This window comes from Pseudomonas sp. Pseusp10, assembly GCF_059492225.1.
In genome coordinates this window covers 3,774,246-3,799,911 of sequence record NZ_CP168528.1, presented here as the reverse complement: position 1 = coordinate 3,799,911, position 25,666 = coordinate 3,774,246, and the positions used below count along the sequence as shown (strand labels likewise).

At 60.7% G+C, this 25,666-nt stretch carries 19 protein-coding genes; 14 read left to right on the top strand and 5 right to left on the bottom strand.

Annotation, left to right across the window (positions count from 1 at the left end; all coding sequences use genetic code 11):
• Positions 1–53 precede the first annotated feature (53 nt).
• Positions 54–1,700, top strand: coding sequence for a phosphoglucomutase (alpha-D-glucose-1,6-bisphosphate-dependent) (gene pgm, locus ACEN8Z_RS17060; RefSeq protein WP_495594984.1), 1,647 nt, complete (start codon positions 54–56; stop codon positions 1,698–1,700).
• Between the two features lie 198 nt (positions 1,701–1,898).
• Here pgm and ACEN8Z_RS17055 read toward each other — a convergent pair whose 3' ends face one another.
• Positions 1,899–2,594, bottom strand: coding sequence for a pirin family protein (locus ACEN8Z_RS17055; protein ID WP_495594983.1), 696 nt, complete (start codon positions 2,592–2,594; stop codon positions 1,899–1,901).
• A 279-nt stretch (positions 2,595–2,873) separates the two neighbouring features.
• On the opposite strand from ACEN8Z_RS17055, the gene ACEN8Z_RS17050 reads away from it, so the two are divergent.
• Positions 2,874–5,348 (top strand): UvrD-helicase domain-containing protein, encoded by a 2,475-nt coding sequence (locus ACEN8Z_RS17050; RefSeq protein WP_495594982.1) that lies wholly within the window; start codon positions 2,874–2,876, stop codon positions 5,346–5,348.
• Between the two features lie 162 nt (positions 5,349–5,510).
• Here ACEN8Z_RS17050 and ACEN8Z_RS17045 read toward each other — a convergent pair whose 3' ends face one another.
• Positions 5,511–5,783, bottom strand: coding sequence for a DUF1652 domain-containing protein (locus ACEN8Z_RS17045; protein WP_495594981.1), 273 nt, complete (start codon positions 5,781–5,783; stop codon positions 5,511–5,513).
• 264 nt (positions 5,784–6,047) lie between these two features.
• Here ACEN8Z_RS17045 and ACEN8Z_RS17040 point away from each other — a divergent pair, with 264 nt between their 5' ends.
• The 4 genes from ACEN8Z_RS17040 to ACEN8Z_RS17025 all read left to right on the top strand — a co-directional run bounded on the left by ACEN8Z_RS17040 (position 6,048) and on the right by ACEN8Z_RS17025 (position 9,859).
• On the top strand, positions 6,048–6,863 hold the full coding sequence (locus ACEN8Z_RS17040) for a helix-turn-helix transcriptional regulator (protein ID WP_495594980.1): 816 nt from the start codon (positions 6,048–6,050) through the stop codon (positions 6,861–6,863).
• Positions 6,864–6,913: 50 nt separating this feature from the next.
• The gene (locus tag ACEN8Z_RS17035) at positions 6,914–8,320 is read left to right on the top strand and encodes an NAD(P)/FAD-dependent oxidoreductase (RefSeq protein ID WP_495594979.1); all 1,407 of its coding nucleotides are present in this window, start codon (positions 6,914–6,916) and stop codon (positions 8,318–8,320) included.
• A 43-nt stretch (positions 8,321–8,363) separates the two neighbouring features.
• Positions 8,364–8,705: a cupin domain-containing protein gene (locus tag ACEN8Z_RS17030; protein WP_008002074.1), complete on the top strand. Its 342-nt coding sequence runs from the start codon at positions 8,364–8,366 to the stop codon at positions 8,703–8,705.
• Between the two features lie 68 nt (positions 8,706–8,773).
• Positions 8,774–9,859 carry a polyamine ABC transporter substrate-binding protein gene (locus ACEN8Z_RS17025; RefSeq protein ID WP_108228806.1) on the top strand — a complete coding sequence of 362 codons (1,086 nt, stop codon included), beginning with the start codon at positions 8,774–8,776 and terminating at the stop codon, positions 9,857–9,859.
• A gap of 45 nt (positions 9,860–9,904) precedes the next feature.
• Here the strand turns inward: ACEN8Z_RS17025 and ACEN8Z_RS17020 are convergent, their stop codons facing one another.
• Together ACEN8Z_RS17020 and ACEN8Z_RS17015 are read right to left on the bottom strand one after the other, a co-directional pair.
• On the bottom strand, positions 9,905–10,582 hold the full coding sequence (locus ACEN8Z_RS17020) for a lysozyme inhibitor LprI family protein (RefSeq protein ID WP_495594978.1): 678 nt from the start codon (positions 10,580–10,582) through the stop codon (positions 9,905–9,907).
• 138 nt (positions 10,583–10,720) lie between these two features.
• A complete protein-coding gene (locus tag ACEN8Z_RS17015; RefSeq protein WP_495594977.1) occupies positions 10,721–10,945 on the bottom strand; it encodes a YgdI/YgdR family lipoprotein in 225 nt (74 codons plus the stop codon).
• Between the two features lie 194 nt (positions 10,946–11,139).
• Between ACEN8Z_RS17015 and ACEN8Z_RS17010 the strand changes: the two genes are divergently transcribed.
• Positions 11,140–12,807, top strand: coding sequence for a VRR-NUC domain-containing protein (locus ACEN8Z_RS17010; RefSeq protein ID WP_495594976.1), 1,668 nt, complete (start codon positions 11,140–11,142; stop codon positions 12,805–12,807).
• Positions 12,804–15,152, top strand: coding sequence for an ATP-dependent DNA helicase (locus ACEN8Z_RS17005; protein WP_495594975.1), 2,349 nt, complete (start codon positions 12,804–12,806; stop codon positions 15,150–15,152). Before ACEN8Z_RS17010 ends, ACEN8Z_RS17005 begins: the two co-directional genes overlap by 4 nt.
• 61 nt (positions 15,153–15,213) lie before the next feature.
• Here the strand turns inward: ACEN8Z_RS17005 and ACEN8Z_RS17000 are convergent, their stop codons facing one another.
• Positions 15,214–16,368: a MalY/PatB family protein gene (locus tag ACEN8Z_RS17000; protein ID WP_495594974.1), complete on the bottom strand. Its 1,155-nt coding sequence runs from the start codon at positions 16,366–16,368 to the stop codon at positions 15,214–15,216.
• 286 nt (positions 16,369–16,654) lie between these two features.
• Between ACEN8Z_RS17000 and fdnG the strand changes: the two genes are divergently transcribed.
• From fdnG to selB, 6 genes are read left to right on the top strand one after another with little or no spacing between them, the layout of a single operon-like run.
• Positions 16,655–19,720, top strand: a complete 3,066-nt coding sequence (gene fdnG / locus ACEN8Z_RS16995) for a formate dehydrogenase-N subunit alpha (RefSeq protein WP_495594973.1) — start codon at positions 16,655–16,657, stop codon at positions 19,718–19,720.
• Positions 19,721–20,656, top strand: coding sequence for a formate dehydrogenase subunit beta (fdxH, locus tag ACEN8Z_RS16990; protein ID WP_442098214.1), 936 nt, complete (start codon positions 19,721–19,723; stop codon positions 20,654–20,656).
• Positions 20,653–21,318 (top strand): formate dehydrogenase subunit gamma, encoded by a 666-nt coding sequence (locus ACEN8Z_RS16985; RefSeq protein ID WP_495594972.1) that lies wholly within the window; start codon positions 20,653–20,655, stop codon positions 21,316–21,318. Before fdxH ends, ACEN8Z_RS16985 begins: the two co-directional genes overlap by 4 nt.
• Positions 21,319–21,321: 3 nt before the next feature.
• Positions 21,322–22,248 carry a formate dehydrogenase accessory protein FdhE gene (fdhE, locus tag ACEN8Z_RS16980; RefSeq protein ID WP_495594971.1) on the top strand — a complete coding sequence of 309 codons (927 nt, stop codon included), beginning with the start codon at positions 21,322–21,324 and terminating at the stop codon, positions 22,246–22,248.
• A gap of 51 nt (positions 22,249–22,299) precedes the next feature.
• Positions 22,300–23,730 carry an L-seryl-tRNA(Sec) selenium transferase gene (gene selA / locus ACEN8Z_RS16975; RefSeq protein WP_495594970.1) on the top strand — a complete coding sequence of 477 codons (1,431 nt, stop codon included), beginning with the start codon at positions 22,300–22,302 and terminating at the stop codon, positions 23,728–23,730.
• A complete protein-coding gene (gene selB, locus ACEN8Z_RS16970) occupies positions 23,727–25,634 on the top strand; it encodes a selenocysteine-specific translation elongation factor (RefSeq protein ID WP_495594969.1) in 1,908 nt (635 codons plus the stop codon). The genes selA and selB overlap by 4 nt, the downstream gene beginning before the upstream one ends.
• Positions 25,635–25,666 lie beyond the last annotated feature (32 nt).

The window sequence follows — 25,666 nt, the reverse complement described above, 5'->3', positions numbered from 1 at the left end:
CTGCCAGTAAACTGCGATCCAATTCCTGAACCACTCTATTCCAGAGGTTTTGCATGACACTCAGTCCTTTTGCGGGTAAACCGGCACCGGCAGAATTGTTGGTCGACATCCCGCGACTGGTAACGGCCTATTACACCGGCCAGCCTGATGCCGCCATTTCGACCCAGCGCGTAGCCTTCGGCACGTCCGGGCACCGCGGCAGCTCGTTCGACTTGAGTTTCAACGAATGGCACGTGCTGGCGATCAGCCAGGCGATCTGCCTGTATCGCGAAGCTCAAGGCATCGATGGCCCGCTGTTTGTCGGCATCGATACCCACGCGCTGTCCACGCCGGCCGGCGCCAGCGCCCTCGAAGTGCTGGCCGCCAACGGCGTGACCGTGATGATCGCCGCTGGCGACGAGTACACACCGACGCCAGCCATTTCCCATGCGATCCTCTGCTACAACCGCGGGCGCACTTCGGGCCTGGCGGACGGCATCGTCATCACACCGTCCCACAACCCGCCACAAAGCGGTGGCTACAAGTACAACCCAACCAACGGTGGTCCGGCCGATACCCACATCACCAAGTGGATCGAGGCCAAGGCCAACGAACTGCTGGCCAACAAGCTCGCTGGCGTCAAGCGCATCAGCTACGAGCAGGCACTGAAAGCCGGCACGACCCATCGTCACGACTTCCTCAGCACCTATGTCGCCGACCTGATCAACGTGATCGACTTCGACGCCATCCGTGAGGCCAAGCTGCGCCTGGGCGTCGATCCGCTAGGTGGAGCGGGGGTGCGCTACTGGTCGGCGATTGCCGAGCATTACCGCCTGGACCTGGATGTGGTTAACAAGGAGGTCGACTCGACCTTCCGTTTCATGACCGTCGACTGGGACGGCCAGATCCGCATGGACCCATCGTCCACCCATGCCATGCAAGGCCTGATCGGCCTGAAACAGCGTTTCGACGTGGCGTTTGCCTGCGACCCCGATCACGACCGTCATGGCATCGTCACGCCGTCCGGTGGTTTGCTGGCGCCGAACAACTACCTCGCCGTTGCCATCGACTACCTGTTCCAGAACCGTCCGCAATGGCGCGCCGATGCTGCCGTGGGTAAAACCGTGGTCAGCAGCGGCTTGATCGACCGCGTGGCCAAGCGCCTGGGCCGGCGCCTGTACGAAGTGCCGGTTGGTTTCAAATGGTTTGCCGACGGCCTGTTCGATGGATCCCTCGGTTTCGGCGGCGAAGAAAGCGCCGGTGCCTCGTTCCTGCGCAAGGACGGCGGCGTCTGGAGCACCGACAAGGACGGTTTGATTCCGGCCCTGCTGGCTGCCGAGATGACTGCCCGTACCGGCCGCGATCCGAGCCAGGCGTATCGTGCCTTGACCGATGAACTGGGAGAACCGTTCTCGGTACGGGTCGACGCCAAGGCCAACCCGGAACAGAAGGCGTTGTTGAGCAAGCTGTCGCCGCAACAGGTCACTTCGACCCAACTGGCCGGCGAACCGATCCAGAGCATCCTCAGCCATGCACCGGGCAATGACCAGGCCATTGGCGGTCTCAAGGTCATGACCGAAAACGGCTGGTTCGCGGCGCGTCCGTCGGGCACGGAAGACATCTACAAGATCTACGCCGAAAGCTTTGTCAGCGACGACCACCTCAAGCAGCTGGTGGCCGAAGCGCAAACGCTGGTGGATGGCGCCATTTCCGCGAAATAAGCAACGTAACTCCCTCCGGAGTTGTATGTAACCCTGTGGGAGCGAGCTTGCTCGCGATAGCGGTCTGTCAGTCAATATCAATGCTGGATGCCAGGCCGCCATCGCGAGCAAGCTCGCTCCCACAAAGGGTTTGCCGCAGCAACTAAAAAGGGGCGACCAATACGGTCGCCCCTTTTTTTTGCAATTGCGCTCAGCGAATCAAGCCAGATCCACCAACACGATCTCACTGTCCTCGATGGCCGTTACGCGCAGCACCTGCTCATCGGCAACCGCTACACCGTCTCGAGCTTGTGCACGCAAACCATTGACTTCGATGACCCCGGTGGCCGGCACCAGGTATGCACGACGCCCCTTGTCCAGCGGGTACTCGGCAGACTCGCCGGCCTTCAGGTTGGCCGCTACCAGCCGGGCATCGGCGCGGATGCGCAGGCTCTGATCGTCGCCTTCCTTGCCGCTGGCCAGGGTGACAAAACCTTCGCGCTCGCCTTTCGGGAACGGCTTGGCGCCCCAGGACGGGGCCAGACCGGATTCATTCGGGATGATCCAGATCTGGAAGATCCTGGTCGGCGTCGCTTCCAGGTTGTACTCGCTGTGGGCGATCCCGGTACCGGCACTCATGACCTGGACGTCACCCGCTTCGGTGCGGCCCTTGTTGCCAAGGTTGTCCTGGTGGGTAATGGCGCCTTCGCGGACATAGGTGATGATTTCCATGTCCCGGTGCGGGTGTTGCGGGAAACCGGTGCCGGGAGCGATCACGTCGTCATTCCAGACCCGCAGGTTGCCCCAGTTCATACGCTTGGGATCGTAGTATTCGGCGAACGAAAAATGGTGATGAGCATCCAACCAGCCGTGGTGAGCGCCGCCGAGCGAGTTGAAAGGTCTGAGTTCAAGCATGATCGTCTCCTGAAAAGGTTCGTCATGGGGCGAGGCGCCTGGGCCATGAAGCGAGACCGGTGAGTGATGACGGCTATCATCCATCAGGCAACAATCGATAAAAAGCGTAAAAAATGCAGCATTCCAATCGAATGGATTGATATAAAGCCACCTCGAAAGTTTCTTATCCAACCTTCACTTCATCGCATAAGCCAATGAGTCATAAGCAATTCACTAGAACTCGACGGCAAATGCAGACACCATAGCGCTCAACAGCCTCACACCCTGGAGTCAGTCCGCGTGCCGCGACACACCCCCGATCTTCCTCCTGAACTTCGCCCCCTGGCCGAGATGCCGCTGATCAAGCGACTGCTCGCCCGATTCTTCGGTTACAGCCTGACCCGCCTGCATGCCCAGCATCGTGCGTCGTGGTTGCATGGCCAGGCCGACGGTTTTCGCAGCGGTCACAGCGCCGGGGTCGATTACGGCTACAAGGAAGGCAAGCTCGAAGGGTTGGAGGAGGGTCGACAGGTCCTGCTGATCCGCGACTCGCGCTCCACTGAACACCGGCCACCGAATGTCGATGACCTGTTGTTCGACGATTGGCGCCTGCCGTTGACTGCCGAGTTGAAGAAGCGCATGAAGGCTGATGTCGCCCGGTTGCTGCCGGCCCATGCCCAACCCAGCGCCGCACAGTGGAAAATGATCTTCAGCGATACGCCGTCGACCTCGGTGATCGCGGGTGCCGGTGCAGGCAAATCGACCACGCTGGTGCTGCGTATCTTGCTGCTGACCCATTACCTGGGCTTCGAGCTGAGTTCGATGACGGTGGTGACCTTCACCCGTGAGTCGCGCAAGGACTTCATCAATAAGCTGATCGAACTGTTTGCGCTCTGGGGGCGCGTTATCAGTTTCAAGGAGGCGCGGGATCTGGTGCGCACCTTTCACTCGCGGATCCTGCCGATGGTGCGCAGCCTTCCGGGTTTTGAGCGTTTGCAGGCTTTCGAAAACCTCAGCCTGCGGGCTGCACAGGGTGATGAGGAGGTCGACAGCAATCCGTTCGATCTGCGGATCAACGACGCTCAACGCCAACAACTCAACGCCTGCTATCACCGTCTGCACCGTGACGATGAGCGCTTTCGCGAGCTGATCAAGCCATTGTCCCGGCATGCCTTGCAACTCAAGGAGCTGGAGCGCGATCACCCGGATGTGCAGAAACGCATCGGCGTTACCGAACTGGCCGCCAAGCGCGATGAAGAATTGTGCGACGCCATAGAAGACCTGTGGATTCGCGCCGGTGCCTGGCCCATCAAGGGTATCGAACCAAATCGTCAGTCGTTCGATATCAACGGTTCGACATTCCATTGTCACGGCTACATTCCGTCCCTGGATGCCTGGGTGGTGCTGGGGTTCGATCCTCGGGAAAACCCGCAGGTGGCACGTCCTAACGCCAAACTGACGGTGCGCGCAGAGTGGGCAGTGAAGCGCACCCTGTTTCAAGCTTTCTGTCGTAAGCCATTGATATGGCTGGATAGTTACGAATCATCAAAACGTGTTTTGGCATCGCTCGCCGACGATGCCAGCGCCGGGCCGGGCTTCGATTACAAGGTCAAAGGCGAACTCGCTTCTGCGCCATTGCTCGATTGTTTTGTCGCCGCTGCCGGGTTCATCGAAAACCTCGGGCTCGATGTGCCGAGCGCCGTGGGTCAGATGAGTTTCGCCAAGGACGATCCCGACCGGTTCTTCTTCGAGGCCTTGAGCCTTTACTGGCGGGCGCTGGAAGATCATTTGCTCGATCAGAAACCGCCGATCATGACTTACAACCGGATGTTCGCCCTGTTCAGCGAGCACTCGCCAGAGAACCTCAAGCTGCTCGGCGATGAGCTGCTGCGACCGCTGTCGCACCTGATGATCGACGAATTCCAGGATGTCTCGCCGCAAATCGTCTCCTGGATCAGGGCCAGTCTGGCCGAGATCCGCAGTCGCGGACCGGCCATGCACGTCGGACGCGGCGCCCAGCGTTCCTCGCTGCTCTGTGTAGGCGATGACTGGCAGTCGATCTATGGCTGGCGCGGCAGTTCGCCGACCTACTTCATGGAGTTCAACAAGGAGTTTCCGTCGCCGAGTACCACCAAGGTCATGCTGAGCGACAACTATCGCAGCCACCAGCACATCATTGATGCCGCCGAACACATCGTGCGGGCAGCACCGGCGATTGCCGGGAAGAAAGCCAAGGCCAGCGGCGAACCCAAGGCATTGCTGCCGGTTAACGTCCTCGATCGTGACGACCAGGGCATGGCCCAGCGCCTGATGGAGCATTACCGAAAGGGCGACTCGATCTTGATGCTGTATCGAAAAAATAGCGATAAGCTATTGATAGAAGAGCATATTCAGTCTGTAGTTAATGTTGATTCGAGCTTGCCGTATGAGGCTCGCAGGCTCAAGCAACTGACGTATCACAGTGCCAAGGGCCTCCAGGCCGATGCGGTGTTCTTGCTGGGCGACTGCCAGCACCTGACCAGTTCGCCTTACAAGAATCAGGTTTACCGGATGGCGGGCCTGGGCAAGGCCGGTGACAGTGAACCCTACGACAATGCCCAGAAGGACGAGATCCTGCGGCTGGCGTACGTGGGTATTACCCGCGCCGTCAGCCATTGCTACTGGTACGTCGACGCGCAAGACACCCAGGCCGCGAACATGCCCAAGGCCTCCGACCGGATCGGCAAGGGCAAGGCGTTTTTTGTCGATCATCGTGCAAGCCAAACCACGACCTGATTTTGTGGGAGCGAGCTTGCTCGCGATGGTCGTTAACGATAACGCGTATTTACTGGCTAAACGCGGCGCTCTTGAGTCCATCGCGAGCAAGCTCGCTCCTACAGGGAATAGCGCTCAACAAAAAGCCCATTTGAAGTGGGCTTTTAGTGGGGGGGACAGCCTTCAGGCATAACTCTTGACGGCCTCCGGTGGAATGAAGGCTTCAAGTTCATCTTCCACCGCTTCGATTATTCGTTCTACATCCGCGGCATTCATGACGGTGGCGCACGGAATACCGGCAATGGCGATCATGGTCTCGCCAGTGGCACGATCAAACAGACGGGCAATCATGCTGCCCGGCGCGTCCATGCTCGCCTCGAACCCCATGGGATGAAAATGCCAGCGCATCAGCTGGCAGGCGTTTGGAAACGTGACCTTACTGAACCCTATATTCATGTGTTGCCCGCCTTCATCTTCGAGCGCTTCCTTGAGCTCATGGTAGGAGGGAGAACCTTCATTGGTTCAACCAGTGACAGTGTTTAAAAGTAGCAGCCGGATGTGAAAATAATGTGGATTTTTCAGGCCGTTTGGCGATTGCCGGCGTTGTTTTGATTCAGCTCACTCTTAGCCGCAATTTGCGGGCAAAAGCCATCATCTGTTTAGTCGTTGAAGACAAAGCGGAAGTTGGGCAAGCTCGGTTTTTTCCCGTCGAGATTTTCAATGCACGCCGATGATGATGGCCCGCTGCAAACCCAGGCCACGGGCGAGACGGTCATGCGCTATCACTTGCGCTGGAAGCACCGGGATCTGGATGGTGTCATGGCGCTCTATCACCCTGAGATCCAGTACAACGATTTTTTCCAGAACCGGGTCATGGGCCTGGCCGAATTGCGCGAATACGTGCGCAGCAGCATGCCCCGGGATCCGGATGAAGCGCTGGAGCACTCCGACCGCATTCGACTGGACGGCAACACAGCGTTCATTCAGTACCGCATCACACTGCGCGGCGGTGAAGGATTGGTGTCTTTGCGCGCCAGCGAAGCGATTACCGTGAAGGACGGGCTGATCTGGCGGGTCAACGAATACGCTTCATTGGTGCATGAGCAACCCGCCAGCAAAGCTTGCGGCAACCAGCGCCCGGCGGTCAGCCGGCTCGGATTGTCACCCCGCCAATTGAGCTTCATGGCCGATGACCTGCAACAGTATTTCCAGGGTCAGCAGCCTTATCTTGACCCGGAGCTCGACCTGCAACGGGTGGCGAAGGAGTGCGGCTACAGCCGTAATCAGATTTCCTATCTGTTGAACCAGGTGTTGGGACAAAGCTTCTACCGCTACGTCAACCAGGCGCGCCTGCAGCATTTGCTCGCCGCGCTGGATGCCGCCACACCACCACTGCGTATCGATGAACTGGCCTTCGCTGCGGGATTCAATTCGCTGTCGGCGTTCTACAGCTGTTTCCGTCAGCACACCGGCCAGTCACCCAAGGCCTACGTCAAACAAATTTCTTTGCGTGCACGCGCGCAAGACAGCGCCTGAGCCCACGCACTAGGATCGACGCCATCGAAGTCTGAGTGGCGGAGTCTTGCATGCCGGCGTGGCGCACTATCAGTTTGTGGATGGACCAGCTCGACGAGCCTTTGTTGGCGCGTCCGGCGCTGGAGCGGGATCTGGATGTCGACGTGGCGATCATCGGTGCGGGCTACACCGGCCTCTGGACCGCGTACTACCTCAAGCGGCACAAACCTGACCTCAATATCGCGATTGTCGAAGCGCAAACCGCCGGTTTCGGCGCATCCGGGCGCAACGGCGGCTGGCTGATGGGCAACTTGCTGGGTGAAGATCGCCTGCTGGCCGATTTGCCGGTGGAAGAGCGCCGCGCCTCCTACGATTTGTTGCACAGCATTCCGGAAGAAGTGGAACTTGTCCTCGAACGTGAGGGGATCGACTGCGATTATCGCAAAGGCGGGGTGCTGTATTGCGCTGCGCGCTATCCGGAGCAGGAGACCAGCCTGCGTCACTATCTGGACGATCTCCACCGCCAGGGCCTCAACGACAGCCACTATCGCTGGCTGAACCCGGAACAACTGGCGCAACAGATCCGGGTCGCCAAACCCTATGGCGGTATCTACGCGCCACACGTGGCGACCATCCATCCGGCCAAGCTGGTACGCGGGCTGGCCCGGGCGGTGGAGCGCCTGGGGGTCAAAATCTACGAAAACAGCCCGGTCACCCATTGGCAGTCCGGCAACCTGCGCACGGCGCAAGCGTCGGTGCGCAGTCGCTGGCTGGTGCCGGCGGTCGAAGGCTACTCCGTCACCTTGCCGCCGTTGGGGCGTTATCAGATGCCGGTGCAGAGCCTGATCGTCGCGACCGAGCCATTGTCTGCCGCCACCTGGGACGAAATTGGCCTGAGTCGTGGCCAGGCGTTCAGCGAGGCCAGTCGCCAGGTCACCTACGGTCAACGCACCGCTGACAACCGCTTGATCTTTGGCGCCCGTGGCGGTTACCGGTTCGCGGGCAAACTACGCCACAACTTCGACCTGACCACTGACGAAAAAGAGTTGCGGCGCTATCTGTTTGGCGAGTTGTTCCCGCAGTTGAAAAACGTGCAGATCACCCATTCCTGGGGCGGCAACCTGGGCATGTCCCGGCACTTCAAGCCGCACATGCTCTGCGACCGGGCCAACGGTATTGCCTTGTCTGGCGGCTATGGCGGGGAGGGCGTTGGCGCCAGCAACCTGGGGGGGCGGACGCTGGCCGACCTGATCCTGGGGCGCGACACCGACCTGGTACGCCAGCCGTGGGTCATCCCCGAGCGTGGTCTCGACGCGCTCAGGGCCTGGGAGCCGGAACCGATCCGCTGGCTCGGCTACAACGCGATCATCCGCAGCTTCGTCCATGAGGACCAGACCCTGGCCAACCCGGCGACCGCGCCCTGGCGCCGCAAGCTGGCCAGCGGGGTGGCCGGTTTCATGGAAGGTTTCATGCACTAAACGGCGCGCTCTTCATCTACAGGCTACATCGACAGGTATTCCCATGAGCATCACGCAATTCAAGAACACCGCAACCCTGAAACTGGAAGAGTCCAATCCGGTCGCCGTACCCCTGGGTACACCCGTGGCCGTGGCTTCGACCACCAGCGTCGAACGCGACGACGGCGTCGAGACCGGCGTCTGGGAATGCACACCCGGACGCTGGCGGCGGCAGATCGTCGCCCAGGAATTCTGTCACTTCATTCAGGGCCGCTGCACCTTCACCCCGGACGGCGGTGAACCCCTGCTCATAGAAGCCGGCGACGCACTGATGTTGCCGGCCAACAGCCTCGGCATCTGGGACATCCAGGAAACCGTACGCAAGACCTACGTTTTGATTTTTTGAGTTTTGAGTTTTGATTTTTGATCCTTTGATTGCCTGCCAACAAAAACAACCTTTACAGGAATCGACTCATGATCCGAAAGACACTGACTCTGGCCCCGCTGATGCTGGTCGCATCAATCAGTCAGGCGGCCGAAACCGTCAAAATCTACAACTGGTCGGACTATATCGCGCCAGACACCACGAAAAACTTCCAGAAAGAAACCGGCATCGCCTTCACCTACGACGTCTACGACAGCAACGAAACCCTCGATGGCAAGCTGATGACCGGTAAATCCGGCTACGACGTCGTGTTCCCCTCCAACCACTTCATGGCCCGGCAGATTGAAGGCGGCGCACTGAAGAAGCTCGACAAGAGTCAGCTACCAAACTGGAAAAATCTCAACCCGGTACTGCTCAAGGCATTGCAGACCAACGACCCGGGCAACGAGCACGGCTTCCCGTACCTGTGGGGCAGCACCGGTATCGGCTACAACATTGCCAAGGTCAAAGCGGTGCTGGGCGACAATGCCCCGGTGGATTCCTGGGACCTGATCTTCAAGCCCGAGAACATGCAGAAGTTGCAGAAGTGCGGCGTGGCCATCCTCGACAACGGCCCCGAACTGCTGCCAGCCGCGTTGAACTACCTCGGTTTACCGCCTCACAGCAAGAACCCGGAAGACTACAAAAAGGCCGAAGCCCTGCTGTTGAAAGTGCGGCCGTATGTCAGCTATTTCCACTCGTCCAAGTACACCAGTGACCTGGCCAACGGCGACATCTGCGTCGCGGTCGGTTTCTCCGGCGACATCCTGCAAGCGGAAAACCGCGCCAGGGAAGCCAACAACGGCATCGACATCGGCTATTCGATTCCCAAGGAAGGCGCCGCGATCTGGTTCGACATGGTCGCGATGCCGGCCGATGCCCCGGATGAAAAGGCCGGCTACGACTTCATGAACTACCTGCTGCGCCCGGACGTCATGGCCAGCGTCAGCAACTACGTGCATTACGCCAATGGCAATGAACAGGCCGACGGCCTGATCGACCCGGCCATCAAGAATGACACCAAGGTTTACCCCAGCCCGGAAATGATGGGCAAGCTGTTTGCCCTGGAAGCCATGCCTCTGAACATCGACCGGGTGCGTACCCGGGTCTGGAACAAGATTCGCACCGGCAGCTGAAGCGGTGAGCGGTCATCGGGACAGGACGTCCCGATGCCAGGGTCATCAGCCGACCGGCTCGGCTGCGCAACTCATCTTTCCTGAGCCGGGTATCTGCAAAAACACGTCATTGCCGATTTGCCAGAAGCTGTAGCTGCCTTTGTAATCCTTGCCCGTGAACTGGGTTCCGTAATTATTCGGCACCTGGTTGAGGGTGATGGAGGTGTTCGCCCATTTCAGGAACACAACCCCCGGTTCGACCGTAAAGAACGTGGCGGCAACCAGCGGGCTGATCCCTGCGCAATGGAAGGCGACGGGGCCTTCGGTGCGTCTGCTTGGGTCCTTGGTTCTGGCAATGGCCGAGCCCTGGCGCAATTGATGCGCACGCTCGGCATAACTGCGAATGACGCAGGGCTTGGCTTGCGGGCCGCTGTCACACTGGTTGCGGGCGTCGATCCAGAACTGTTGATCAACCTCGACTTTGTCCGGGCGCGGCACGGAATGTTCATCCGTGAGCGCCAGCAAATAAAGGCGATTGAGTTCGAGGTCCATCTGCGCCAGTTGGGCGTCATGACAGATGAGCTTTTCGGCGGATGCCTGGGGCGAGGCGCAATCGAAACTGGTCTTGTAAGTTGGCAAGGGCTTTGGTTTTGCCTTTGCCTTCGTGGCGGCGTCACACACGCTCGCAGTCATGCACACGCTGACGGCGAGCAGAGAGGCCAGAAGTGGCGAGACCATTTTCATTTCGGCGTCACCTGAATCTTTACGTGATGCCCGTATTGCAACGCATCGTGTCGAAGCGTTGCACAGTCATTCGGTCGCACGGGGTCTATCGAGTGTAAAGCAGTGCTCGAAACCTGCCACATCGTGCCAGGAGAAACGTTAGTCTTCCTCACGAATCGTCGCCACGTCATCGGCCCTGACTTTCACCTTCGCACCCGAAATGTCCTCAAACTCGAAGAACCCGTCGCTGGTTTTGGTTTTCGGCATGTCTTCGGTCAGGTACTGAGTGCCGTTCTGCAGCGTCACCACCGTTGGCGTCGAGCAACCGGTCAGCGTCAACAGGGCCGCTATTGCCAGGGGCAAGCCCAAAGTCTTGATATCCATAATCACCTCTATACGTTCTGAAGCAGCGCCATCAGTTCGATAGCTGTCACTGCACCTCTATGGCGGTTGGTGCGGCTGGGGGGCAGAAAGTTCTACTGCCCGGAAAAAATTCCGTACAGCGCCATTTATCCTTTTCCGATTGCACCGGGCAGGGCGGAACTGGTATCTGTACGCATAACCAGTACTCGCTCGCCATGGCCCATTTCCCTGTGACTGCAAATCCCCTCGACGACCCGTTCTATTACTTGAACAACTTCATGCAAGTGCTTGATTGGCTTGAGCAGCGCTCGGCCGATGTGCTGAGCGTCGACGAGCAGCGTTTCATTCATGAATTCAAGCGGTTGCCCCGTGAATCGCAGGCGCTGCTGGTCAGAATGGTCATGCGCAAAGGCGTTCATTTCAGGGCGAGCAAGCTGCATTACGACGAAATCGGCGATATCGGTACAGCCGCCGGCCCGTTGCTCGAACTGGGTTGGGTCGACGGGCAAATGCCAATCACCATCGACGAGCTGTTCGAGGTGCTGCTCAAGGCAGAGATCCTCCAGGCCTTTGTCGCTGTCATCGATCAACCCAAAGGCAAGAAAGCCGATTGGCTGCCGGCGCTGTGCGAGCAATTTCCTCAGGTGCAAAGCTTCAACGACTGGTGTCCGACCCTGGACGAGCGCCTGTTCAGCCTGACCATCATGCAATTGTGCGATCGCCTGCGCCTGATGTTCTTCGGCAACCTGTACCAGGACTGGTCGGAGTTCGTGTTGGCCGACCTGGGTATCTACACCTACGAAAAAGTCGAGTTCTGCGCCGAGTCCCGTGGCTTGCGCAGCCGCGAAGACGTGGATGCCTGTGTCCTGCTGCACGCGTACCAGCAACAATTCGAGGCCGGTGAAGCGCTGGAAGCGGTGGCCGAGCGAATCAAGGGGCTGGCGCTGGATAATCCGTGGTTGCAACGCCGGCGCGGCAAGCTGCTGTTCCAGATGGCCCAGTACTGCGAACGCATCGCGGATTTCTCCATGGCCCTGAACCTCTACCGCGAATGCGCTTACCCCGGCGCGCGTTCGCGGCTGATTCGCGTGCTGGAACGCAGCGGTCAGTTCGAGCTGGCGATGGATCTGGCCGCACAGGCCGAACAGGCTCCGGAAAGTGCCGCAGAACACCAGCAGTTGCTCCGTGTGCTGCCACGCCTGCGGCGCAAGCTCGGCGGGCCTCCCATCAAGCGGGCTGCGCCCCGGGAAATGCAGCGTCTGGACCTGCAATTGCCCAGGACAGACCCGGCGTTGTCGGTGGAGTTTTACGTTCAGGCGCATCTTGCGGAGGATTCGGTACCGGTGCACTACGTGGAAAACAGCCTGGTCAATTCACTGTTTGGCCTGCTGTGTTGGCCAGCGATTTTCGCGCCTTTGCCGGGGGCGTTTTTTCACCCGTTCCAGCGCGGGCCGGTGGATTTGCTCAGTGAAGACTTCCATGGCCGCCGGGCCGACCTGTTCCAGGCTTGCCTGGCCGAACTCGACGACGGACGCTACCGGCAGACCATCCGCGAACGTTATGCCGCCAAGTGGGGCGTGCAGTCACCGTTCGTGTTCTGGAGCGCGCTCAGCGAAGAGTTGCTGGAGCAAGCCCTGGACTGTCTTCCGGCCGAGCACCTCAAACACTGGTTCAACCGCCTCCTGCTCGACATCAAGGCCAATCGCGCCGGCATGCCGGACCTGATCCAGTTCTGGCCGCAGCAAAAGACCTACCGCATGATCGAAGTCAAAGGCCCGGGCGATCGCCTGCAGGACAACCAGTTGCGTTGGCTGGAGTTCTGCCACGAACACCGGATGCCCATCGCCGTGTGCTACGTGCAATGGGCGGAGCAGGACACTTGAGCTACAGCATTGCAGTGCGGGCGCTGTGTGAGTTCACCGCCAAGGTCGGCGACCTCGATCTGCGCTTCACGCCGTCGCCTACCGCGCTGGAGGGCATTGTCGGGCACCGTACGGTGGCAGCGCGGCGCAGCGAGGGCTACCAAAGCGAAGTCGTCCTTGAAGGCCAGTATCGAACCTTGACGGTCAAGGGCAGGGCGGACGGCTACGACTCCGGGCAAAACTGCCTGGAAGAGGTCAAGACCTACCGCGGCGACTTGAGCAAGCAACCGGCCAACCACCGTCAGCTGCATTGGGCCCAGGCGAAAATATACGGCTGGTTGATGTGCCGGAAACTGGATCTGGCAAAGATCAATCTCGCACTGGTGTATTTCGACATCGTCAGCGAAAAGGAGACCTGCCTGGTCGAGCCTTTCGACGCCACCGAGCTGCAACAATTCTTCGAACGGTATTGCGCGCGGTTCCTGCAATGGGCCGAACAGGAAGTCGCCCATCGAGAAGGGCGCAATCGGGCGGCGCAGCGTCTGGTCTTTCCTCACGCCGACTTTCGACCGGGGCAGCGCCATCTGGCCGAGTCAGTGTTCAAGGCCGTGAGCACGGGGCGCTGCCTGATGGCCCAGGCGCCCACGGGAATCGGCAAGACCCTGGGCACCTTGTTCCCCATGCTCAAGGCCCTGGCGCCGCAGCAATTGGACAAAGTGTTCTTCCTGACGGCGAAAACCCCGGGACGCAAACTGGCCCTGGACGCCGCGCAAGTGATTCTTGCCAGTGCCGATGCGCCGCCGTTGCGGGTGCTGGAGATGATCGCCCGGGACAAGGCCTGCGAACATCCGGACAAAGCCTGCCACGGCGAGTCCTGTCCACTGGCCCGGGGTTTCTACGATCGCCTGCCCGCTGCACGGCAGGCGGCCAGTCAACGCAGCCTGTTGAATCAGAGCACCTTGCGCGAGGTCGCCCTGGCCCACGATGTCTGTCCGTATTACCTGAGCCAGGAAATGGCGCGCTGGGCCGACGTGGTGGTTGCCGACTACAACTATTACTTCGATTTCAGCGCCTTGCTTTTCGGTCTGGCCCAGGCCAATAACTGGAAGGTCGCGGTGCTGGTCGACGAAGCCCATAACCTGGTGGAGCGCGGCCGGCAGATGTACAGCGCCAGCCTCGATCAGGCGACCTTCAACGGCGTGCGCAAAACCGCACCCGACGTGCTGAAAAAGCCCATGCAGCGGGTCAACCGTGAGTGGAATGCCCTGCATGACACGCAAACCGGCGCCTATCAGGCCTATGACCAGGCGCCGCAAAAGCTCCTTCAGGCACTGTCATCGTGCAGCGCCAGCATCGGTGACTACCTGAACGATCACCCTCAAGGGCTGGACAGCGCACTGCAGGGGTTTTACTTCGACATGCTGCATTTTTGCCGGGTGGCCGAACTGTTCGATGAGCAGTTCCTGTTCGACATCAGCAAGCGCGACCTCGAGCGCAAGCGCAACCTCTCGCAGTTGTGCCTGCGCAATGTGGTCCCCGCCGGGTTCATCCGCCCGCGCCTGAGCGCCGCGCGCAGCACGGTGCTGTTTTCCGCGACCCTCAGCCCCCGGCACTATTACGCCGATTTGCTGGGGACACCGGCGGACACAGTGTGCATCGACGTCGAGTCGCCGTTTCATGCCGATCAACTGCAAGTGCACATTGTCAACCAGATCTCCACCCGGTTCGTGCATCGCCAGTCCTCCCTCGAACCGATCGTGGACTTGATCGCCAGACAGTTCTGCGCACGCCCCGGCAATTACCTGGCGTTTTTCAGCAGCTTCGATTATTTGCAGCAGGTGGCGCAGTTACTCGCCGAGAAACATCCGCACATCAGTCTCTGGTCGCAGTCCCGAGGCATGGGCGAAGCGCAACGCCAGCAGTTTCTCGATCAATTCCACGCCGACGGCCAGGGTGTTGGATTTGCCGTGCTGGGCGGGGCCTTTGGTGAAGGGATCGATTTGCCCGGTGCCCGGTTGATCGGCGCGTTTATCGCCACGTTGGGGTTGGCGCAGTTCAATCCGGTGAACGAACAACTGAAGCGGCGCATGGCCGCCATTTTTGGCGCCGGTTACGACTACACGTATCTGTTTCCCGGCGTACAGAAAGTGGTGCAGGCCGCTGGACGGGTGATCCGTACGCAACAGGATCGAGGGGTGGTGATGTTGATCGACGACCGTTTTGGCGAGAGCAAGGTCAGGCAGTTGCTGCCGCGTTGGTGGGCGGTAGCCGGCAATTGTGCGGAGTATCACAGCATCGGGTTGTCACCCTGTGGGAGCGAGCTTGCTCGCGATGGCGCACTGTCAGGCAACATCATTGCTGACTGACAGGACGCCATCGCGAGCAAGCTCGCTCCCACAGGGATCTTCGTTGCTGCTGAGGGGAGTATCAGGCCTTGAGATTGCGCAAACTGCGCTCCATCCGCGCAATGCCTTCTTCCAGCAGCGACCGTGGGCAGCCGAAGTTCAGGCGTACGAACTGTTTGCAGTCATCGCCGAAGTCCAGGCCGGCGCTCAAGCCGACCCTGGCCTGATCAAGGAAGAACTGCTGCGGGTTGTCCAGCCCCAGCGCCGTGCAATCGAGCCACGCCAGGTAGGTGCTTTGCGGCAGGTTCATGGTGATACCCGGCAGGCGGGTGCGCACGGCCTCGGCCAGGAAATCACGGTTGCCTTGCAGGTAGACCTTCAGCTCGGCCAGCCATGGCGCGGCTTCGCTGTAGGCAACGCGGGTAGCCTCCATGCCCAGCGGATTGACGCTGTCGACCATGCCGCAACGGGCGTGGTTGACCTTCTCGCGCAGGTGGCGGTCCTGGATGATCATGAACGAGGTTTTCAGGCCGGCGATGTTGTAGGCCTTGCTCGCTGACATCAGTGTGATGGTGCGCTGGGCGACTTGCGGGCTCAGGGTCGCCATCGGAATGTGCTGGCGACCGTCGAAGCACAGCTCGGCGTGGATCTCGTCGGAAATGATCCAGGCATCATGCTCAAGGCAAATATCGGCAATGGCTTGCAGTTCTGCGCGGGGAAAGGCCTTGCCCAGCGGGTTATGCGGGTTGCTCAGCAGCAAGGCGCCGCCACCTTGCAACGACTGGCTCAGGGTATCCAGCGGCGTGGTGTAGGTGCCATCGGCTTGCGCATCGAAATTCAGCTCGACCTTGTTCAGGCCCCAATGCCTGGGCGCATGGCGCAGCGGCGGGTAGTTCGGCACCTGGACAACGACGTTCTGTGGCGCCTGCACCAGTGCCTTCAGCGCCATGTTGAAACCGGACTCGACGCCTGGCAGGAAAATCAGCTCCTGGGGCTCGACGCGCCAGGCGTACTTGTTCCATAGGTCGGCGACGATCGCCTCGCGCAGGTCATCCTGGGCCACGCTGTAACCGACCATCGGGTGCTCCAGTCGTTTTTGCAGGGCCTGGATGATCACCGGCGGCGCGGCGAAATCCATGTCGGCGACCCACATCGGCAACACATCGGCCGGGTAACGGCTCCACTTGGTACTGCCGGTGTTGTGGCGGTCGAACACCTGATCAAAATCGAAAGTCATGCGCAAATCTCGTAAAGGCCGGTTAATCATGCCGGCCATGATAAACGCCAATCCCCTGTAGGAGCGAGCTTGCTCGCGATGGTGTATCAGTTGAGTGAGCGTCGACTGACACTCCATCGCGAGCAAGCTCGCTCCTACAGGGGGGGTGGTGGGCCGACGGTCGGGTTTCATCGCAGATTCGACAGTATTGACTACAGTTTGTAGTGTCGGCAGCCAGACTGCCCCGACCGTGGTTGTTCAAAAAAGCCCGGCCATGTACCGGGTTCCACCTGATCAGGAGTGCACGATGGATCTCAGCCGTCGTCAGTTCTTCAAGGTCGCCGGTATCGGCCTTGCAGGCTCTAGCCTGGGTGCGTTGGGCATGGCCCCGACGCTTGCCTTTGCCGAACAGGTGCGTCACTTCAAGCTTGCCCACACCCATGAAACCCGCAACACCTGCCCGTATTGCTCGGTCGGTTGCGGCGTGATCATGTACAGCCAGGGCGATACGGCGAAGAATGTCGCGCAAAACATCATCCACATCGAAGGTGACGCCGACCACCCGGTCAACCGCGGCACTCTTTGCCCCAAAGGCGCAGGCCTGCTGGACTTCATTCACAGCCCCGGACGCCTGCAATACCCGCAGGTGCGCAAAGCCGGCGGTACCGAGTGGACCCGCATCTCCTGGGATGAAGCGCTCGATCGCGTCGCCGACCTGATGAAGGCCGACCGCGACGCCAACTTCATCGAGAAGAACGCCCAGGGTCAAACGGTGAACCGTTGGTTGACCACCGGTTTCCTTGCGGCCTCGGCGGCGTCCAACGAAGCCGGCTACATCACCCACAAGGTGGTTCGCAGTCTCGGCATGCTGGGGTTTGATAACCAGGCGCGTGTCTGACACGGCCCGACGGTGGCAAGTCTTGCCCCGACGTACGGCCGTGGTGCCATGACCAATACCTGGACCGATATCGCCAACGCGAATCTGGTTCTGGTAATGGGCGGCAACGCAGCAGAAGCGCATCCGTGCGGCTTCAAATGGGTGACCGAAGCCAAGGCGCACAACAAGGCGCGGCTGATCGTGGTCGATCCGCGTTTTACCCGGACCGCCTCGGTGGCCGACTATTACGCGCCGATCCGCACCGGCACCGACATCGCCTTCATGGGCGGGCTGATCAATTACCTGCTGACCGAGGACAAGATCCAGCACGAATACGTGCGCAACTACACCGACGTGTCGTTCATCGTCAAAGCCGGCTATGGCTTCGAGGACGGAATCTTCAGCGGCTACGACGTCGCCAAGCGTGCCTACACCGACAGGTCCGGCTGGGGCTATGAGCTTGGCGAGGACGGGTTTGCCAAGGTCGATCCGACGTTGCAGGACCCGCGCTGCGTCTATCAATTGATGAAGCAGCACTACAGCCGCTACAACATCGAACTGGCAAGCCAGATTTGCGGCATGCCGGTCGATGCCATGAAAAAAATCTGGGAGGAGATCGCCACTTGCTCGCAACCGGGCAAGACCATGACCATTCTCTACGCCCTGGGCTGGACCCAGCACTCGATCGGTTCGCAGATGATCCGCAGTGCGGCGATGGTGCAACTGTTGCTGGGTAACGTCGGCATGCCGGGCGGCGGCGTGAATGCCTTGCGCGGGCACTCCAATATCCAGGGGCTGACCGACCTGGGCCTGCTGTCCAACGCACTGCCGGGATACCTCACGCTACCCGGCGAAGCCGAGCAGGATTACAACGCCTACATCGTCAAGCGCACGCAAAAACCATTGCGCCCGGGGCAACTGTCTTACTGGCAGAACTACGGCAAGTTCCACGTCAGCCTGATGAAAGCCTGGTACGGCGCCAACGCCACGGCCGAGAACAATTGGGCCTACGACTACCTGCCGAAACTGGACATTCCCCAATACGACATCCTCAAGGTGTTTGATTTGATGGGCCAGGGCAAGGTCAACGGCTATATGTGCCAGGGCTTCAACCCGATTGCCGCGCTGCCGGACAAACACCGGGTGACCGCGGCACTGGCCAAATTGAAGTGGCTGGTGGTGATGGACCCGCTGGCCACCGAAACCTCGGAGTTCTGGCGCAATGTCGGGCCGTACAACGATGTGAAGAGCGCCGACATCCAGACCGAAGTGATTCGCCTGCCCACCACCTGTTTCGCCGAGGAGGACGGCTCGCTGGTCAACAGCAGTCGCTGGCTGCAATGGCACTGGAAAGGCGCCGATGGGCCGGGTGAAGCGCAGACTGACATACGGATCATGAGCGAACTGTTCCAGCGTCTGCGTCAGCGCTATCAGACCGAAGGCGGGAAGTACCCTGACCCGATACTCAAGTTGTCCTGGCCGTACAAGATCCCGGACGAGCCTTCGCCGGAAGAGCTGGCCAAGGAAATCAACGGTTCTGCCACCACCGACTTCACCGATGCCACTGGCGCGGCGATCAAGGCCAATGCGCAACTGGCCGGATTCGCCCAGCTCAAGGACGACGGCAGCACGGCGTCCGGTTGCTGGATCTTCTGTGGAAGCTGGACCGAACTCGGTAACCAGATGGCTCGCCGCGACAACAGTGACCCGTACGGCATGCACCAGACCCAAGGTTGGGCCTGGGCTTGGCCGGCCAACCGGCGGATTCTCTACAACCGCGCTTCGGCGGACCTGCAAGGCAAGCCGTGGGATCCGAAAAAACGCCTGGTGTGGTGGAACGGCAAGACTTGGGGCGGCACCGATGTGCCGGACTACAAGGCTGATGTGGCGCCGGAAGCGGGGATGAATCCGTTCATCATGAACCCCGAAGGCGTGGCGCGATTCTTCGCCGTCGACAAGATGAACGAAGGCCCGTTCCCTGAACACTACGAGCCGTTCGAAACGCCGATCGGCATCAACCCGCTGCACCCGCAGAACAAGAAGGCCACCAGTAACCCGGCGGCGCGGATCTTCGATTCGGTCTGGGATTCCCTTGGCGTGGCCAAGGAATACCCCTACGCCGCCACCAGTTACCGGCTGACCGAGCATTTCCACTTCTGGAGCAAGCATTGCAAGCTCAACGCGATTGCCCAGCCCGAGCAGTTCGTGGAAATCGGTGAGGTGCTGGCCAAGGAAAAAGGCATCGTCGCCGGCGACCGGGTTCGGGTCAGCAGCAAGCGTGGATTCATTGAAGCGGTGGCGGTGGTGACCAAGCGGATTCGTCCGTTGCAAGTCAACAATCAGGTGGTGCACCAGATCGGCATTCCGCTGCACTGGGGGTTCACCGGGCTCACGCGACACGGTTACCTGACCAACACCCTGGTGCCGTTCCTCGGCGATGGCAACACCCAGACCCCGGAATCCAAGTCATTCCTGGTCAACGTGGAGAAAGTCTAAATGGCCAGCCAAGACATCATTGCCCGCTCGGCCACTACCACACCTGCGCCCTCGGTGCGCGGCATGGAGGAAGTCGCCAAGCTGATCGACACCACCAAATGCATCGGCTGCAAGGCCTGTCAGGTCGCCTGCTCGGAATGGAACGAGTTGCGTGACGAGGTCGGCCATAACCATGGCACCTACGACAACCCGCAGGACCTCACCGCAGAAACCTGGACGCTGATGCGCTTCACCGAGCATGAAACCGATGCCGGCAACCTGGAATGGCTGATCCGCAAGGATGGCTGCATGCATTGCGCCGAGCCCGGTTGCCTGGCGGCATGCCCCAGCCCGGGGGCGATCATCAAGCACGCCAATGGCATCGTTGATTTCGATCAGGATCATTGCATCGGTTGCGGCTATTGCATCACCGGTTGTCCGTTCAACATCCCGCGGATCTCGCAAAAGGATCACAAGGCCTACAAATGCACCTTGTGCTCGGACCGGGTAGCGGTGGGGCTGGAGCCGGCGTGCGTGAAGACCTGTCCGACCGGTGCCATCGTGTTCGGTTCCAAGGACGACATGAAGGAACACGCGGCCGAACGCATCGTCGACCTCAAGAGCCGGGGTTTTGAAAACGCCGGCCTGTATGACCCCGAAGGCGTTGGTGGCACTCACGTGATGTACGTGTTGCACCACGCCGATACGCCAAGACTGTACGCCGGCTTGCCCGATCACCCGGCGATCAGTCCGTTGGTAGGGTTGTGGAAAGGCGTGAGCAAACCGTTGGCGCTGCTGGCCATGGGCGCAGCGGTGCTGGCCGGGTTCTTCCACTACGTGCGCGTCGGCCCGCAGATCGTCGAAGAGGATGAACACCCGAACCCGCCAGACAATGCCGTGCATGAAGTCGATCCGTCGGTGCACACCTTCGATCCTCGTGGGGAGGGCAGGCCATGAGCAACAAGACGATCCTGCGCTACACCAGCAGCCAGCGCACCAATCACTGGCTGGTGGCGATTCTGTTCTTCATGGCCGGGCTGTCCGGGCTGGCGTTGTTTCACCCGGCGCTGTTCTGGCTCAGCAACCTGTTCGGCGGCGGGCCATGGACGCGCATCCTGCATCCGTTCATGGGCGTGCTGATGTTCCTGCTGTTCCTCGGCCTGGTGTTTCGCTTCTGGCGCGCCAATTACTTCATCGCTAATGACCGCCTGTGGCTCAAGCGCATCGACCGGGTGATGCTGAACAAAGAGGAGGGCGTCCCGCCCATTGGCAAATACAACCCAGGGCAGAAGTTGCTGTTCTGGACTTTACTGCTGTGCATGCTTGGCTTGTTGGTCACCGGGCTGGTGATCTGGCGTGCGTATTTCAGCGATTACTTCGGCATCACGATTATCCGCTGGGCGATGTTGCTGCATGCGTTGGCCGCTTTCGTGCTGATCCTGAGCATCATCGTGCACATCTATGCCGGCATCTGGATCAAGGGCTCGGTCAGCGCCATGTTGCATGGCTGGGTCAGCCGCGGCTGGGCGAAGAAACACCATGAGCTCTGGTATCGCCAAGTGACTCAAGATGAGACCCGCGACGAAGCTTCTACGCGACCGATCACCAAAAAGGGCTGACATTTGCCAACCATCCTCGAACCTGGAGAAATCGAAGCGGCGGCCAGTTCGCCGCCGTTTCTGTACATGCCACCGCATAACCTGTTCAGCCTGCGCGCCCAGCGCCTGGAAACGCTGGCCGAAGGGCACCCGCTGGCCGATTACCTGCGCCTGATTGCCGGGTTGTGCCGGGTACAGCAACAGGTGCTGGACGACCCGCCGCTGAGCGAACGCCTTGACGGGCAGCGCATCGAATTATGCCAGCAACACGGTTTGCCGCCGTTCGCGGCCGACAGTCTGGCGCGTGAAGACGATTGGCAGCTTTACCTCGATGCCTTGCTGCAGCGCTATAACGCACCGCCACAATCGGCCGTGGCCGATGCCGTGGACACCTTGCGCCTGGCCGGTGCCGGGCAATGCCGTGCCTGGGCAGTGGCACTGGTCAGCGGCCAGTATTCACTGGTACCGGCAGCGCTGGTTCCGTTTCTCGGTGCGGCGCTGCAAGTAGCCTGGAGCCACTGGTTGTTGAGTACGCCGAACCTGGCACTTAGCCCCGGCGACCGCCTCAGCCAGTGCCCGGCCTGTGGCTCGCCGGCCATGGCCGGGGTGATCCGCCATCGCGGCAAACACAACGGCTTGCGTTATCTGGTCTGTTCGCTGTGTGCCTGCGAGTGGCATGTGGTGCGCGTCAAATGCGTGTATTGCGAGCAGAGCAAGGGCCTGGAATACCTCAGCCTTGAAGATGATCGCCATGCCGCCAACCAGGCGCCGTTGCGCGCCGAAGTCTGCCCCGGTTGTAACAGCTATCTGAAGTTGCTCTATCTGGAGAGCGATGCGGATGCCGAAGCACTGTCGGCAGACCTGTCCAGCCTGATGCTCGACATGCGCCTGACCCAGGACGGTTATCAGCGCCTGGCACCGAATCTGTTGCTGGCTCCGGGAGACGAATAGCCGCAGCGTCTACACTTTGGCGCGACGGTCATTCGTTTTCAGGAGCGCCAGATGTCTGCACGCGGTGCCAGTCAACCCCAGCGCCTGCCCTCCATCGACAGTTTGTTGCGTCACCCGGCGTGCCGGCCGTTGGCCGAACGCTATGGGCGCGATGCCTTGCTGGCTGCCTTGCGGCAATTGCTTGATGAACTGCGCGAAGGGCTGCAGAAGGGTGTGCTCGAGCCTGTAGAAGTCAGCGCCGAAGTGCTGGCGGGCAGGGTCGGCGAGCGATTGGCAATCCAGCATCGCAGCCATGTGCGTCGAGTGTTCAACCTCACCGGCACGGTCTTGCACACCAACCTCGGGCGGGCGCTGTTGCCCGAAGAAGCGATTGAGGCGGTGCAAATGGCGGCCCGCTATCCGCTCAACCTCGAATTCGACCTGCGCAGCGGCAAGCGCGGAGATCGCGACGACCTGATCGAAGGCTTGATCCGCGAACTGACCGGCGCCGAAGCGGTGACCGTGGTCAATAACAATGCCGCTGCGGTGTTGCTGACCCTCAACAGCCTGGGCGCGCGCAAGGAAGGCATTATTTCCCGGGGCGAACTGATTGAAATCGGCGGTGCCTTCCGCATTCCCGACATCATGGCCCGTGCCGGGGTGAAGCTCCTTGAGGTCGGCACCACCAACCGCACCCATGCCCGTGACTACGAGGCCGCCATCGGCCCGCGCAGTGGTTTGATCATGCGGGTGCACGCGAGCAACTACAGCATTCAAGGTTTCACCACGAGTGTGGCGACGGCTGAACTGGCGCAAATTGCCCACCGACATGGACTGCCACTGCTTGAAGACCTCGGCAGCGGCAGCCTGCTGGACTTGACCCGCTGGGGTTTGCCCGCCGAACCGACAGTACGTCAGGCGCTGCTGGATGGCGCGGACATCGTTACCTTCAGTGGCGACAAACTGCTCGGCGGGCCGCAAGCCGGGTTGATTGTCGGCCGCAAGGAGCTGGTCGCCAGGATCAAGAAGAACCCGCTCAAACGTGCGCTGCGGGTCGACAAAATGACCCTGGCTGCCCTGGAAGCGGTGTTGGGTTTATACCGCAACCCGGACCGACTGGCCGAGCGCCTGCCGAGCCTGCGCCTGTTGACCCGGCCGCAGGCCGATATTCTCGCCCAGGCTGAGCGTTTGCGGCCGTCGCTGGTCCAGGTGTTGGGTGACGGCTGGAGCGTCAGTGCCATGCCGGCACTGGGTATGATTGGCAGCGGCAGCCAACCGGTGGCGCGGCTGGCCAGCGCAGCGCTGTGTTTGCGCCCGTTGACCTCCAAGCGCTTGCGCGGGCGCTCTCTGTTGACGCTGGAAGAAGCCTTTCGCGCCTTGCCAATTGCCGTACTCGGGCGCATTGACGACGACGCCCTGTGGCTGGACCTGCGGCAACTGGACGACGAGCCGGCCTGGCTGGCGCAACTCGATCAATTGCAGGTGGAGGGCCGGGCAGGGTGATTGTCGGCACCGCAGGGCACATCGACCATGGCAAAACCGCGCTGCTCCAGGCATTGACCGGCCAGGCCGGCGACCGGCGCCGGGAAGAGCGTGAACGCGGCATGACCATCGACCTCGGCTATCTATATGCCGCGCTGGAGCCGGGAGCGCAGCTGACCGGTTTCATCGACGTTCCCGGGCATGAGCGCTTCACCCACAACATGCTTGCCGGGGCGCAGGGCATCGATCTGGTGTTGCTGGTAGTGGCCGCCGATGACGGGGTGATGCCGCAGACCCGGGAGCACCTGGCGATTGTCCAGTTGCTGGGCATCCCCCGGGCATTGGTGGCGATCAGTAAGTGCGACCGCGTCGACAGCGCCAGGGTGCAGATCGTGCGTGAGCAGATCCGTACCTTGCTGGCTCCCGGACCGTATGCCGATGCACCGCTGATAGCGCTGTCGAGCGTGACCGGCGAGGGTATCGAAACCCTGCGCCAGGCTCTGCTCGAAGCACAACGGGAGGTGTTGCAACGCAGCACCGAAGGTGGTTTTCGCCTGGCGATCGACCGGGCCTTCAGCGTTGCCGGGGCCGGCATCGTCGTGACCGGCACGGCGCTGTCCGGTCGGGTCGCGGTGGGCGATACCCTGCTGTTGGGGCCACAAGGCAAACCGGTGCGCATTCGCGGCCTGCACGCGCAAAACCAGACCGCCGACAGCGCCTTTGCCGGCCAGCGTGTGGCGTTGAACCTGAGTGCCGAGCGGCTGGCCCTGGAGCAGATCCATCGCGGCCACTGGTTGCTGGCCGAGGGTTTGTACGCGCCCACTCAACGCCTGGACATCGACATGCAGTTGCTTGCCGGTGAACCCAGGGCCTTCGAGCACTTTCAACCGGTGCATGTGCACCTCGGCACCCAGGACGTCACCGGGCGAGTCGCCTTGCTGGAGGGCACAAGTCTGGCGCCCGGCGGGCGAATGTTTGCGCAACTGCTGCTCAATACAGCGGTGCATGCGGTGAAGGGCGATCCGCTGATCCTGCGCGACCAGAGTGCCCAGCGCACCCTTGGTGGCGGCCGGGTGCTCGACCCGTTTGCACCCATTCGGCAACGCCGCAGCCCCGAACGTTTGGCGCAACTGGACGCGCTGGCCAACCGTGCAACGCTGGAGGATGTTTTGCCGGCATTGCTGGCCCATAGCGACACCGGGCTCGACCCGCAGCGCCTGGAGCGTCAGTTCAACCGTCCGCGCAGTTCCTGGATGCTGCCGGATGACGTGCGCCTGATCGATACCCGTCAAGGCCCGTTGCTGTTCAGTGCCAGTCGTTGGGAAGCCTTGAAAGCACCTTTAGTGGAACAACTCACGCGTTTCCATCAAATCGAACCGGATCAAATGGGCCCGGACCGGGATCGCCTGCGTCGATTTGCCGGCAGCACTCTGGAGCGCCCGACGTTTATCAGCCTGCTCGATGAATTGCTGGCCAGCGGCGCTATCGTCAGCAGCGGACCGTGGTTGCACTTGCCTGAACATCAGGTGCGCTTGAGTGAAGAAGACGAAGCCTTGTGGCAACGCTTGCAGCCGTTGTTCGAACAAGCCGGTTACGACCCGCCCTGGGTGCGCAACCTGGGGCATGACGAGGCAACCGTTCGCGCATTGCTGCGCAAAATGGCCCGGCTGGGCCTGCTCCATCAAGTGGTCAACGATCTGTTTTACACCGACGGCATGATCCGTCGATTGGCGGCTATGCTTGTGCAACTGGCGGATGCCGACCCGGTGATTCAGGTGGCGGCGTTCCGCGATGCTATCGGTTTGGGGCGCAAGCGCAGCATTCAGATACTGGAGTACTTCGACCGCATCGGCCTGACACGACGCTTCGGTGATCGTCGGCAGATTCGTGCGGACAGTGCGTTGGCCCGGCGCACAGAGCACTGATTCAGGTGCATGATTCAGGGGCATGGGTTCAA